Genomic DNA, 12,004 nt, shown 5'->3' with positions numbered 1-12,004 from the left:
TTCTTCAAATATGGGAAATCTGTCCCGCCGAACAAGCGAAATGCGTTTTTGTTGCGCTGCTCAAGGCTTGGCGAGCCGCACGCCGAAACCGAGGATGAAGGTCAGGAGCGCACCGACTGCGGCAGTCCCGTAGAGCCACAGCGCCGGCCCGCCGGCCTCGCCGTTCTCCAGCGCCGAAACCAGGCCGGTCGCACTTGCGATCATCCCGGCGATCCCCGCGCCGATCGCGTAACCGGCGGTCGAAATCGTCGGCAGCAAGGCACTTGCGAGATCGCGCTCCTGCCTTGCTGCCGCTTCCATCGCCGCCTGGTTGACGCTTGCCCAGGCGACGCCGAAACCCGTACCGATTGCCACCTGGCCCACCAGCAGCAGCACCAGCGACCCGCTCGCGAACGCGGCGGCGAGGCCAAGGAAACCGGCCAGTTGAAACAATGCGCCTGCGCGCATCCACCGATGCCGCGGCCCAAGCGCAGTAATCCTGCTCGCGACCACTGCGACCGCACTCCAGGAGAGCGCCATGGTCACCACCAGATAACCGACCACGGCCGGCCGGAAACCGAAGACGGCGTCGATCATCAGCGCCAGGTAAACGCTGCCGACGGAGTGGCTCGCCGACATCAGGAACAGCACCCAGAACCCGTGCCCCAGCACCGAGCCGAGCCGGAAAGCGCCGTCCGGAAACAGTTTTGGCCCGATCCGCCCGTCGAGCCTCAGCGCCGGCAGGAACAGGCCGACGCCTGCCACGACCGCCACCGCCTGCATCGCCCCTCCGGTCGCCACCGAGGAGAGCGACAGGACGAAGGAGGCCGCCAGGCAGAGCGCAATGGTGGCGACGGACAGCGGCACCGGTGCCGCCTCGGTCACTCTCGCCTTCGCGGTCAGCGCAAAGACGGCAAGCAGAACCACCAAGGGCGAGACGGCCAGAAAAGACGCCCGCCAGGAATAGGCCTCGGTCAGAAGCCCGCCCGCCAATGGCCCGGCAATCGCCGCCACCGCCCAGACGATCGCCTCCACCGCGAACACCTTCGCGATCAGGGCGGAGGGAAAGCTGGCTGGGATGAGGCTGTAGCAGATCGCCACGATCAGCCCATCGGCAATCCCCTGCAGCAGGCGCCCGGCCATGATCCAGGAAAAGGCCGGCGCCGACAGCGCAAGCAGCCCGCCCACAGCAAAGATCAGCGCCGAGATAACGAGGATGAGGCGTGCGCCAAAGCGGTCGCGCAGGGCCGCAGCCCCCGTGCCGCCGGCGATCGAGCCCAGGAAATAGAGCGTATAGGCCCAGCTGAAATAGCCCGTGCCGCCGATCTCCCTTGCCGCCGGCGGCAGGGCCGCAACGATCGCGAACTGGTTGAAGGCATGCAGCCCGACCCCCGCCGAGATCAGCCCCAGCATCGCTCCTTCGCGGCCCCTGAGAAGCCTCGACCAGCCTACATTGATGTCCTGCAACACGCCCTGCCTCTTGTCCTGTTTTTCAGTCCCGGGGACGCTACAACCTCAACCACGATTGAGGTCAAGGGATGAGCCGAAAATTAAAATTGCACGTTTTCAGGATCTTAAGGCGTAATTGCAGATTTTCTCCGATGTTGTATTTTAGCTACAGCTTTCCAAGCAAACCGCTCTATTTGCGTTTCTGCCAACCAATCGGAGGGAATATCCATGAAGGCTCTTTTCATTCTTGCAGCGTCGGCCGCCATGACCGCCTCTTCCGTTGCTTACGCAGCCGACGCCGTCGAGCAAATCCCGCAGGCGCCGCAAGCCGTCGAAGCGCCCGTCGTATTCTCCTGGAACGGCCCCTATATCGGTGCCCATACGGGGTATGCCTGGGGCGACGGCGATGCTGCCGGCGGCGGTTCGGACGATTTCGACAGCTGGAGGCTTGGCGGCTTCGTTGGTTATAACTGGCAGTTCTCCAGCGGTTTCGTGGCCGGTATCGAAGGCGACGTCAACTACGACTGGAACGAAAACAGCTATGCGGGCGGCATCGATATAGATACCGGCTTCTCCGGTTCGGTTCGCGGCCGCGTCGGTTATGCCATGGACCGGGCGTTGATCTTCGCGGCAGCCGGCTGGACGGCCACCACCGCCCACATCGACGGCGGCGGCTTTGACGACGACGACATGCTCAACGGCTGGACCGTCGGCGCCGGCGTCGACTACGCGTTCACCGACAATGTCTTCGGCCGCCTCGAATACCGCTACAACGACTTCGGCAACGGCAGCCTCGCTGGCGCCGATTTCGACTTCAGCCAGCACGTGATCAACGTCGGCATCGGCGTGAAGTTCTAAGCCGCGACTTCGAGATATGTTTCAATGCTCCACCTTGCGAAAAGGTGGAGCAAAATCTTGAGGGTCGGCCTGCTTGCTCACGGGCGTCTCAGCACCTTGAAGGCGATGAACTGTGTCTTCTGTTCCTTTGAGAAATTGTTGTCGGAAGCGAAGATCAGCAGATCGCTGCCGTCGGTGCCCTTGGCGAAGGTGACGGCCTCGATATTGTCCGGCTTCAAGCCGATCGCCTGCATGTCGAGCACCTGGGCCTTGCGCACGGGCACGATGGCCGCATCGGCATTGGCGAGCGAAGGGATGGCCGAGACATCGGTCGCGCCCTCGGTATCCACCATGAAGACCTTGATCGAATTGCCGAACCCTTGCGCGAAACCGCGCTCGACCACCAGAAGGCGGTGGTCGTCCAGGCTTAAGATTTCCGAGGCGCCGTTGTCGTTATAGCCTTTTTCGACGGTCGGCGCCTGAGGGATCGGCGCGATCGGATAGACATATTCAGCTTTCGGCTTGCCGGTAGCCGCGTCGTAGCGGATCATCCGGGCGAGCGTGCCGCGGCTAAGCCCCGAAATCGGGCCGTCCTGGAACAGCGCCGATTCCACCTCCACCATCAGGTCGCCGCCGGGCAGCGTGGCAAGCCCTTCGAAAGCGAGGTTGTCGCGGATGCCGGCGGATTTGTCGGCAGTCGGCAGAAACGCCTTGGAAAGCTCGAACTCGCGCAGGAAGGCGCCGTCCGGGCTGGCGACACGGACGAAGGGCGGCAAAAGCTGCTTCACGTCACCCTCGCTCGACCAGTAGATGCCGTCCTTGGCAAGCCGGATCGATTCCGGATCAACGCTCTTGGCTGCAAAAGCTTCGCCGTTCCTGTCCTTCAGGGTTACCGTCTTCACCACTTTCACATCGGTGATGCCGGCGGCGGTCGCCTCGATCGAAAGCTCGTAGAACCGGGCCGGCGCCCTTTCGGAACGGTCGTCGGAAATGGCGATGTACCGATTGCGGGCCGGATCGTAATCGATACCGGACAGACCGCCGAACTCGACGCCGTCGAACGACGTGCCGGTCGGGATCGTAAACTCGCCTGCGAAGGAAAGCTCGATGGCCGCCTTGCAATCGCCGAACGGGCAAGGCGTGGTCACCGTCACGCCGGGTTCCGCGGCCTGGGCTGCGGGTGCGAAGAGGATGGCGAGGGCAACGGTTGAAAACAGCGCTTTAAGCATGGGGGCGTCCGGCAATTCGAGGGCGGGTGAAAAACAGCAGGCCGACCCCACGGATGAAAACCAGTCCAGGAGCCACCTCTTGTCTGCCATGCGAATTTTGCGGACGTGTAACGTTTGCCCGTCAGAATGTTGAATTTTTCATGACGGCTGTGCGGGAGAGGCGGAAATGTCCGCCTCTATTACGCATGACAGTCCCCCTTCGCCTCAAGCCGCCGTCCTTTCCGGCGAATACCCCGCCTCGCGGATCGCCTCTTCGGCCTTCACCGCATCTCCTTCGATCGTGACTTTCCTGGTGGCGAGATCGATCGCCACCGCTGCACCCGGCAGGGCTTCCGCCAGCGCGCCGCGCACGGTCTTTTCGCAATGGCCGCAGGTCATGTCCGGCACGGTGAAAATCGCAGTCATCAGAATCTCCTTGTTCGATGTGTGTGTTCTGCACCTTCCCATGGAGGGAAGGTCAAGTGTGTAAAACGGGCCGGTGCGGCAGTCTCCCAATGATCTCCCCCCTTGAGGGGGAGAGGTCACCGAAGGGTCCGAAGGGTCCGAAGGACGAGGGGGAGCGACGGTGCGGCAGAAGGAGTATGCCGAGAGGTTTACCCCCTCTGTCCTGCCGGGCATCTCCCCCTCAAGGGAGTGATTGGAAGGAGGCGCTGTCCTGCCTCATCCTGAGGTGAGCACATCAAGCATTCTGTTTCATCTTCTTTCGCGCCGCTGGTGCCTGTGGGTCGCCTGCCGCCGCCCCATCCCCCGCCAGATCATCGAGAATCGGGCAGTTGGGGCGGTTGTCGCCGCCGCAGCAATGGGCGAGATGTTTCAGCGTCTTGACCATGCCCTGCATCTCGGCGATGCGCCGTTCGAGATCGCCGATATGGGCGGTCGCCACCTCCTTGACGGCGGCGCTCTCGCGGCTCTTGTCCTGCCAGAGTTTCAGAAGCGTCTCGGTTTCCTCGAGCGAAAAGCCGAGGTTGCGGGCGCGCTTGATGAAGCGCAGGATATGCACCTCCTCCTCGCCATAGACCCTGTAATTGTTGCCGGTGCGGCCCATCGGGCGGATCAGCCCGATCTCCTCGTAGTAGCGGATCATCTTGGCCGAAACGCCGGATGCATTCGAGGCCTCGCCGATATTCATCGCGTTTCTCCCACTTTCACCGCCTTCAGCCGCAGCGCGTTGCCGAGCACGAAGACGCTCGACAGAGCCATGGCACCGGCGGCGATCATCGGCGACAGCAGCCAGCCGAAAGCCGGGTAAAGCACGCCCGCCGCGACCGGGATCAGCGCCACATTGTAACCGAAGGCCCAGAACAGGTTCTGCTTGATATTGGTCATGGTGGCGCGGCTCATGGCAATCGCCGAGACGGCGCCCGAAAGCTCGCCGCCGACCAGCACCACGTCGGCGCTTTCGATCGCCACGTCGGTGCCGGTGCCGATGGCGATGCCGATATCGGCCTCGGCCAGCGCCGGCGCGTCGTTGATACCGTCGCCGACGAAGGCCAGCTTCTTGCCGCCCTGCTTCCCCTCTGCACGCATCGCGTGGATGGCCGCCACCTTACCCTCCGGCAGGACTTCGGCGACGACTTTCGTGATGCCGACCTGACGGCCGATGGCGTCCGCGGTGCGGCGGTTGTCGCCGGTCACCATGGCCACTTCGACGCCCATCGCCTGCAACGCCCTGATCGCCTCGCGGCTCGACGGCTTCAGTGGATCGGCGACGGCGATGGCTGCGGCCAGCTTGCCGTCCGCCGCCGCATAAAGCGGCGTCTTGCCTTCATCGCCGAGCCGGGCGGCGGCTTCGGCAAAGACCTCCACCGAAAGCCCCAGCTTTTCCATGAACCGGTCGGCGCCCACCGAAACCCTGCGGCCGTCCACATCCGCCTCGATGCCGTAACCGGTGACCGATGCGAAGTTTTCCGCCTTCGGCACGGTCAGGCCCTTGGCTTCGGCCGCCTTGACGATCGCCTCGGCGATCGGGTGTTCCGACTGTGCCTCGACGCTTGCGACAAGCGCCAAAACATCGTCCTGGCCAAAACCTTCCGCCGTCACCAGATCGGTCAGTTCCGGCCGGCCCTTGGTGACGGTGCCGGTCTTGTCGACCACGACGAGCGCGACATTGCGCAACTCCTGCAGCGCTTCCCCCTTGCGGAAGAGCACGCCGAGTTCGGCCGCGCGGCCGCCGCCGACGACGATGGAGGTCGGCACGGCAAGCCCCATGGCGCAGGGGCAGGCGATAATCAGCACCGCGACCGCATTGACCAGCGCATGCGTCAGCGCCGGTTCGGGACCGAGGAAGAACCAGACCGCGAAGGTGAGAACGGCCAGCGCGATCACCGCCGGCACGAACCAGGCGGTCACCCGGTCGACCAGTGTCTGGATCGGCAGTTTCGCCCCCTGCGCCTGTTCGACCATGCGGATGATCTGCGCCAGCATGGTGTCGCGGCCGACCTTGTCGGCCCGGAACCGGAAGGCGCCGGTCTTGTTGATCGTACCGCCGACCACGGTCGCTCCCACCGCCTTTTCGACCGGCAGCGGTTCGCCCGAAATCATCGATTCGTCGACATTCGAGGAACCGTCGATGACAGTGCCGTCGACCGGAATGCGCTCGCCCGGCCGGATCACCAGCACGTCCCCGGCAATCACCTGTTCTGTCGGAATATCCAGCACCCTGCCGTCGCGCTCGACGCGGGCGGTCTTTGCCTGCAACCGGCTCAACTTCTCGATCGCCTCGCCGGTACGACCCGTGGCGCGGGCTTCCAGCAGCCGGCCGAACAGGATCAGCGTGACGATCACGGTCGCCGCTTCGTAATAAACGAATTGCGCACTTTCCGGCAGCAGGTCCGGGGCAAATGTCGTCACCAGCGAATAACCGTAGGCGGCGAGCACGCCGACGGCGACCAGCGAGTTCATCTCCGGCGCCCCGCGCAGGAGCGCCGGCAGGCCGATCTTCAGGAAGCGGAAGCCCGGGCCGAAGACCACCACCGTCGCCAGCGCGAAATAGATGTAAAAGAGGTTCTGCGTCTCGATCACGCCCATCAACCAGTGGTGGAACGGGTCGTAGACATGGCTTGCCATTTCCAGCACGAAGAGCGGCAGGGTCAGCACGAAGGCGATCGCCAGGTCGCGCTTCAGCACGCCCTCCTCGCCCTTGTGCATATGCATGTGGTCATGCCCGCCCGCATGGCCCGCCGTCTGGTCGTGGCCCATGGCGGCGTGGTCCATGTGGTCGTGGCCTTCGGACCCGGAATGGCCATGGTCGTGGGGATGCACGTGCCCAGCATGCGGAGCCTTGGCGGCAGGCATCATCCCCGCCTCGCGCATCGCATGGTCCATGGCGCCCGGCGAGATCTCGTAACCGACCTTCCGAATCGCCTTTTCCAGATCCTCGGTCGAGAAGCCTTCGGCCGATTCCACCGTCAGCTTCCTGGTCGCGAAATTGACCGCGCTCCTGTCGATGCCGGGCACTTTGGCGGCCGCGTTTTCGACGCGGCGGACGCAGGAGGCGCAGGTCATGCCCTCGACCGGGACGGTGAAGGGCTCGGCTTTGTGGGGCGGTTTGACGATCTGGTTCATGGGACGGACCTCACTTTCCGGCCCTATGTGGAGCTTCCCATGATGGGAAGGTCAAGGGGTGAAATTGATTTTCCTTGAACCGTATCCGGGATACGCTGTCTCCCGAGGCAAGGAGATCGATCATGGCGGTCCAGGACAGGATCAAACGCTATCGCGAGAGCGGGGGAGCATCGGACCTGGTGCGGGTGGAAGTTCTCGTGCCCGCGGTAAGACGTGGCGATATCCTTTCCCAGGCCGCGACCATGCGCAACGAGCACAGGCACAAGAAAGAGCGGCTGCAGCGCTTTATCGATGAAGCGCTCGACCTTTACAGACCCAGAATCCTCGACAATATCGATCTTGATCGGCTGCCGGACCTTGCTCAGAAGTCGCACGTCATCGCCAAGGCGCTGATCGAACGGGGCGACGCCAGGGCATTCGCCATCGGCCGGCGGATGCTCGCCGAACTGGAAGGCTGATCATGGCACTCACTCCACTCCAAAAGGCAATCCGGACGGACCGGAAGAGTGGGAAAGGCGTTAGAGATCCTTGAGAACACCGCCAAAGCCCGGCGCGTTCAGCCCGGACAGCAGCAGCACGAGTTCCGCCTGGCGGGTGGTGCCGGTCTTTTGCATGATCTTCTTCAGGTGCGAGCGGGCGGTTTCGAGCGAGATGCCGAGGGAGGCGGCGGCCGTTTCCGGCGTCTGGGCCATCGCGATGCCGCGCGCCACGCGGGCTTCGGCGGGGGTGAGGTCGAAGAGGCCGCAGAGCACCCGCATGTCCGGCGGGCCGACCTGCCCCACCTGAGTGACGGCCAGCACCGCCATCGAGCGGGAGAAGATGTCGCGGGCGGCGCGGCGGACCGGCAGAAGATGCAGGATCAGCGGCGGCGCTCCGTCGCGCGCCGCCATCGGCAGGGACTGCACGGTCGGGGAAGACTGCGCCCTGTAGCGCTCGATCGCCTCGTCCAGCAAGGCATTGGCGCCCGTCCCTTCCAGCACCAGACGGTCGCCGGCGCCGGTGCGGATGCGCGGGCTCAAGCCCTCCATTTCCGGGTTGGTGGCGATCGTCTGGCCGCCGTCGCCGATCACCGCCGCCGGCAGTCCGAGCATGGACAGCGTTTCGGTCATCGAGCGCGCCTCGCTGAAGGCGAGCCGCGACGAGATGTAGGCCGCCCGGGCGAGATGCGGCTTCAACAGATTGAGGCGCGCCAACTGTTCGTCGGAGAAATGCACCAGGCCCTTGGCGCGCATCATGCTGATGACGACGACATGGCCCGTGGGCTCCTGAAAGGCCCAGCCGGCTTCCCACTCCATGCCGTAGGGCAGCAGGAAATCCCGGCGGATCGGGTCCTCCTCGAACTCCTCCCGGCTCATGATGTCGGTTTCCCGCGCGAAGGAGAAGGGATAGCGCTCCATGCCGCGCATCGGCCGGACATTGTTGAACCTGTGCTCGCTCTGCACGAATGCAGCAAACGCGTCCGCGATATTGGGAGTGGTGACGTAACGATGATTGCCGCTGCCGTCGATGGTGAAGATCGAGGCGGTGCTGGACCCCGCCTCCAAGGCAATTCTCTCGCAAGTCTCCGTCCAAAGCTCCGGAACCAGGGCTGCCTCGTAGAGGCGGTCTGCCAACGTGCCTTCTGCATTCATCGGGGTGCCATCGGAATGAATTTGCCTGTCACCCGAACCTTAGCGTTTCTGCACGCCCGGGCCTACTGGTAGAATTACCTGAAAAACTAGCGTAGCTCGTCTTAACTTATTTCATTGACAGTTAATAAACTTGTGCTTCGAGCGACTTCCCTGCCGGATCCTCGCGCGCCGGTTCAGCCCGGGGCCGTTGATCCGGTATTGCCCGATGGGCGGACAGCCCCACCGGCACCGGGCGCCGGACGCGGGCTTTCAACAGGCATTGCGGGGCGCCGCTCCGTCTGCCGTGAAGCGGCTCATTCGGGTGCGGCGATCCGGATAGGACGCGTTCCGATCGGAGCGCCGGTTGCGCGGTCGATGGTGACCGGATCGATCTCCGTTCCGGTCTCTGCGTCGAAGAACCGGGTCACCTTGCCGCCGCCGCGATGCTTGCGTCCCCACGCGCCGATCGCAAACAGGACGGGCAGGAAATCGCGCCCAGCTTCCGTCAGCACATATTCGTCCCGTGGCGGACGGTCGGAATAACGGCGTTTCTCCAAAAGCCCCTCGTCGGTCAGGCCCGAAAGCCGTCCCGTCAGCATCGTCGGCGCGATACCGAGGCTCTTGCGAAACTCGTCGAAGCGGGTCAGCCCCGCATGGGCGTCACGCATGATCAGCATGCTCCACGCGTCCCCCACAAGCGCGAGGCTCCTGGCGATCAGGCAGGGTTGGTCGGAAAGTTTTTTCATGTCGATATCTTTTTAGTAGTGACTCGATACGGATTTGATAGTAACTGATCACTCAAGGATGTTCCATGACAAAATGAAAGCGGAACCGATGAGCAGGAAAAAACGCGGCGTCGCCCTGGTTACGGGCGCCTCCTCAGGAATAGGACTGGTGACGGCGCAGGTGCTGCAGCGGGACGGCTATCTCGTCTTCGGCACCAGCCGGAGACCGATGCCGGACACGGTGGACGGGGTGACGATGCTGATCTGCGACGTAACCGACGATGCATCCGTAAAAAATGCAGTTGGCGAGGTTCTGCGCCGCGCAGGGCGGATCGATCTTCTGGTCAACAATGCCGGCATCGGGCTGCTTGGCGGCGCCGAGGAGTCCACGACGGAACAGGCGAAGTCCCTGTTCGACGTGAACGTGTTCGGCATCATCCGGATGACAAATGCCGTCCTGCCCGTAATGAGGGGCCAGCAACGGGGCCGCATTGTCAACCTGAGTTCGATACTCGGGCTGATCCCGGCGCCTTTCAACGCCCTTTATGCAGCGACCAAGCACGCCGTCGAAGGGTATTCGGAGTCCCTCGACCATGAAGTGCGGACCCAAGGCATCCGCGTCGTGCTTGTCGAGCCCGGCTTGACCCGCACCGCCTTCGAGGAGGACCTGACGCGCGCAGACCGCCCGCTTTCCGTCTATGACAAGGTTCGCGGCGACGCGGAGCGGCTGATGCGCGAAATCGTCGCAACGGGCGATGCACCGGAGGTGGTCGCCGAAGCCGTTGTAAGGGCCGCCAATGCGGCATTGCCCAAACGGCGCTACACTGCCGGAAAAATGGCAGCACAGGTCCGCTTCCTGCGTCGGTTCCTGCCCGAAACCATCGTCGACAAGAACCTTCGGAAGTTCAACAGGCTTCCCGTCTAAGCATTATCGCAGGCCCGCCGGCCACCACGAAAACGGAAGTTAGTCCGATGAAATCATTCCTGATCGATCGCTATCGCAAAGGCGGCGCTCTGCGGCTCGGCGAAACGCCCGAGCCGGCGTTGCGCGACAACGACGTCATGGTCGAGGTTCATGCCGCCGGCGTGAACGCCCTCGACAACAAGATCAGGGACGGCGAATTCAAGCTTATCCTGCCCTATCGCCTTCCGCTGGTGCTGGGCAACGATGTGGCAGGCGTCGTCGTCCGGGTCGGGGCGAATGTCCGGCGGTTCAAGCCGGGCGACGAGGTCTATGCACGTCCGGCCCAGGATCGCATCGGCACGTTTGCCGAATATATCGCCATGGACGAGGCCGATGTGGCGAGAAAACCCGGCAATCTCAGCATGGTGGAGGCGGCATCCATGCCGCTTGTCGCCCTGACGGCATGGCAGGTCCTTGTCGAGCGGGCCAACCTGCGGAAGGGGCAGAAGGTCCTGATCCATGCCGGCTCGGGCGGCGTCGGCACCATCGCGATCCAGCTCGCCAAGCATCTCGGGGCTCATGTGGCGACGACCACGAGCACGGCCAATGTCGCCCTTGCGAAAAGTCTCGGGGCGGACGTCGTCGTCGATTACAAGAAAGACGACTTCGAGAAAGTGCTGCAGGGCTACGACGTCGTGCTGAACAGCCTCGGCAAGGATACGCTGGAGAAATCCTTGAACGTATTGAAGCCGGGCGGCAAGCTGATCTCGATTTCCGGCCCGCCCGATCCGGATTTCGCCCGGCAGAACGGCTCCGGATGGCTGCTTCAACAGGCCATGCGCCTGCTGAGCTTCGGCATCAGGAAAAAAGCGCGACGCCGGAAGATCGGCTATTCGTTCCTCTTCATGACGGCGAACGGCGGTCAGCTCGCACAGATCACCTCGCTGATCGAGGCGGGTTACATCCGCCCGGTGATGGACCGCGTCTTCCCGTTCGAAAAGACCAACGACGCACTGAACTATGTCGAAACGGGTCGCGCGAAGGGGAAGGTCGTCATCGCGGTGAAGTGACGCCCTGTCCTAGCGTTCCTCGCCCACCGTCAGCGGCCAGTCGACCACGTAGTCCTCGAAATCCTCGACATCGACGTCATTTTCGCTGACCGTACGGCCTCGGGCAGAGATGCCGGCCTGATGCACGGTATCCGGATCGCCCGACACCAGCGGATGCCACCAGTAGAGGTCCTCGCCGTCGCGGACGAGGCGATAACCGCAGGTCGGCGGCAGCCAGGCGATCTCGTTGACGGTCGTCGGGGTGAGCTGGATACAGTCCGGCACGGTTGCCTGGCGGTGCTGGTAGTCCTTGCAGCGACAGCTCTCCCCGTCGAGCAGCCGGCAGGCGACGGAGGTGAAGACGACGTCGCCCGAATCCCAGTCCTCGAGCTTGTTGAGACAACAGAGGCCGCAACCGTCGCACAGGCTTTCCCATTCATTTTGGGTGAGCTCGTCGAGCCGCTTGGTTTTCCAGAAAGGTTCGTCGGTCATCGTGGTATCACATTTGCGGCAGAGCGGAACAAATCCCCGCATCTGCATTTTACCTGTTGCGATTTTGATATCGCGCATCAACCATTTGTCAGCTAAAGCTGATTAACGGTGAGAGGCTAGAGCTCTTGATCCCTTGAAGGGACCGCGTCAAGCACATCTCATCGAA

Annotated in this window: 12 protein-coding genes; 4 read left to right on the top strand and 8 right to left on the bottom strand. The window is 63.3% G+C overall.

The annotated features are described in order from the left end of the window. Positions 1-60: 60 nt before the first annotated feature. Positions 61-1,449, bottom strand: a complete 1,389-nt coding sequence (locus J2857_RS16295) for an MFS transporter (protein ID WP_210011145.1) — start codon at positions 1,447-1,449, stop codon at positions 61-63. Positions 1,450-1,656: 207 nt separating this feature from the next. Between J2857_RS16295 and J2857_RS16290 the strand changes: the two genes are divergently transcribed. Then, complete coding sequence (locus J2857_RS16290; RefSeq protein WP_210011144.1) at positions 1,657-2,286, top strand: outer membrane protein; 630 nt, start codon at positions 1,657-1,659, stop codon at positions 2,284-2,286. Positions 2,287-2,363: 77 nt separating this feature from the next. Here J2857_RS16290 and J2857_RS16285 read toward each other — a convergent pair whose 3' ends face one another. From J2857_RS16285 to J2857_RS16270, 4 genes are all read right to left on the bottom strand, one after another. Next, positions 2,364-3,494 carry an esterase-like activity of phytase family protein gene (locus J2857_RS16285; RefSeq protein ID WP_210011143.1) on the bottom strand — a complete coding sequence of 377 codons (1,131 nt, stop codon included), beginning with the start codon at positions 3,492-3,494 and terminating at the stop codon, positions 2,364-2,366. Positions 3,495-3,698: 204 nt separating this feature from the next. Further along, on the bottom strand, positions 3,699-3,899 hold the full coding sequence (locus J2857_RS16280; protein ID WP_210011142.1) for a heavy-metal-associated domain-containing protein: 201 nt from the start codon (positions 3,897-3,899) through the stop codon (positions 3,699-3,701). A gap of 274 nt (positions 3,900-4,173) precedes the next feature. Beyond that, positions 4,174-4,623 (bottom strand): Cu(I)-responsive transcriptional regulator, encoded by a 450-nt coding sequence (cueR, locus tag J2857_RS16275; protein WP_210011141.1) that lies wholly within the window; start codon positions 4,621-4,623, stop codon positions 4,174-4,176. Continuing rightward, a complete protein-coding gene (locus J2857_RS16270; RefSeq protein ID WP_210011140.1) occupies positions 4,620-7,058 on the bottom strand; it encodes a heavy metal translocating P-type ATPase in 2,439 nt (812 codons plus the stop codon). Before J2857_RS16270 ends, cueR begins: the two co-directional genes overlap by 4 nt. Positions 7,059-7,180: 122 nt before the next feature. Here J2857_RS16270 and J2857_RS16265 point away from each other — a divergent pair, with 122 nt between their 5' ends. Next, on the top strand, positions 7,181-7,516 hold the full coding sequence (locus tag J2857_RS16265; protein WP_210011139.1) for a hypothetical protein: 336 nt from the start codon (positions 7,181-7,183) through the stop codon (positions 7,514-7,516). A gap of 60 nt (positions 7,517-7,576) precedes the next feature. Here J2857_RS16265 and J2857_RS16260 read toward each other — a convergent pair whose 3' ends face one another. Both J2857_RS16260 and J2857_RS16255 read right to left on the bottom strand, forming a co-directional pair. Continuing rightward, entirely contained in the window at positions 7,577-8,671 is a 1,095-nt protein-coding gene (locus tag J2857_RS16260) for a helix-turn-helix transcriptional regulator (protein ID WP_210011138.1), read from the bottom strand. A 311-nt stretch (positions 8,672-8,982) separates the two neighbouring features. Next, positions 8,983-9,414 carry a winged helix-turn-helix transcriptional regulator gene (locus J2857_RS16255; protein ID WP_210011137.1) on the bottom strand — a complete coding sequence of 144 codons (432 nt, stop codon included), beginning with the start codon at positions 9,412-9,414 and terminating at the stop codon, positions 8,983-8,985. 88 nt (positions 9,415-9,502) lie between these two features. Between J2857_RS16255 and J2857_RS16250 the strand changes: the two genes are divergently transcribed. Both J2857_RS16250 and J2857_RS16245 read left to right on the top strand, forming a co-directional pair. After that, on the top strand, positions 9,503-10,318 hold the full coding sequence (locus tag J2857_RS16250; RefSeq protein ID WP_210011136.1) for an oxidoreductase: 816 nt from the start codon (positions 9,503-9,505) through the stop codon (positions 10,316-10,318). 47 nt (positions 10,319-10,365) lie between these two features. Further along, the gene (locus tag J2857_RS16245) at positions 10,366-11,367 is read left to right on the top strand and encodes an NADP-dependent oxidoreductase (protein WP_210011135.1); all 1,002 of its coding nucleotides are present in this window, start codon (positions 10,366-10,368) and stop codon (positions 11,365-11,367) included. Between the two features lie 9 nt (positions 11,368-11,376). Here the strand turns inward: J2857_RS16245 and J2857_RS16240 are convergent, their stop codons facing one another. Beyond that, complete coding sequence (locus J2857_RS16240) at positions 11,377-11,838, bottom strand: YcgN family cysteine cluster protein (protein WP_210011134.1); 462 nt, start codon at positions 11,836-11,838, stop codon at positions 11,377-11,379. Between the last annotated feature and the right edge of the window lie 166 nt (positions 11,839-12,004).

Origin of the sequence: Neorhizobium galegae (genome assembly GCF_017877055.1) — a bacterium.
Classification (GTDB): Bacteria; Pseudomonadota; Alphaproteobacteria; order Rhizobiales; family Rhizobiaceae; genus Neorhizobium; species Neorhizobium galegae_D.
This window is presented reverse-complemented; position numbering and strand designations above follow the sequence as displayed.

Coding starts and splice junctions, on each gene's coding strand:
- cueR (WP_210011141.1), bottom strand. CDS start 4,623: ATGAATATCGGCGAGGCCTCGAATGCATCCGGCGTTTCGGCCAAGATG.
- J2857_RS16270 (WP_210011140.1), bottom strand. CDS start 7,058: ATGAACCAGATCGTCAAACCGCCCCACAAAGCCGAGCCCTTCACCGTC.
- J2857_RS16250 (WP_210011136.1), top strand. CDS start 9,503: ATGAGCAGGAAAAAACGCGGCGTCGCCCTGGTTACGGGCGCCTCCTCA.
- J2857_RS16240 (WP_210011134.1), bottom strand. CDS start 11,838: ATGACCGACGAACCTTTCTGGAAAACCAAGCGGCTCGACGAGCTCACC.
- J2857_RS16265 (WP_210011139.1), top strand. CDS start 7,181: ATGGCGGTCCAGGACAGGATCAAACGCTATCGCGAGAGCGGGGGAGCA.
- J2857_RS16255 (WP_210011137.1), bottom strand. CDS start 9,414: ATGAAAAAACTTTCCGACCAACCCTGCCTGATCGCCAGGAGCCTCGCG.
- J2857_RS16285 (WP_210011143.1), bottom strand. CDS start 3,494: ATGCTTAAAGCGCTGTTTTCAACCGTTGCCCTCGCCATCCTCTTCGCA.
- J2857_RS16245 (WP_210011135.1), top strand. CDS start 10,366: ATGAAATCATTCCTGATCGATCGCTATCGCAAAGGCGGCGCTCTGCGG.
- J2857_RS16280 (WP_210011142.1), bottom strand. CDS start 3,899: ATGACTGCGATTTTCACCGTGCCGGACATGACCTGCGGCCATTGCGAA.
- J2857_RS16290 (WP_210011144.1), top strand. CDS start 1,657: ATGAAGGCTCTTTTCATTCTTGCAGCGTCGGCCGCCATGACCGCCTCT.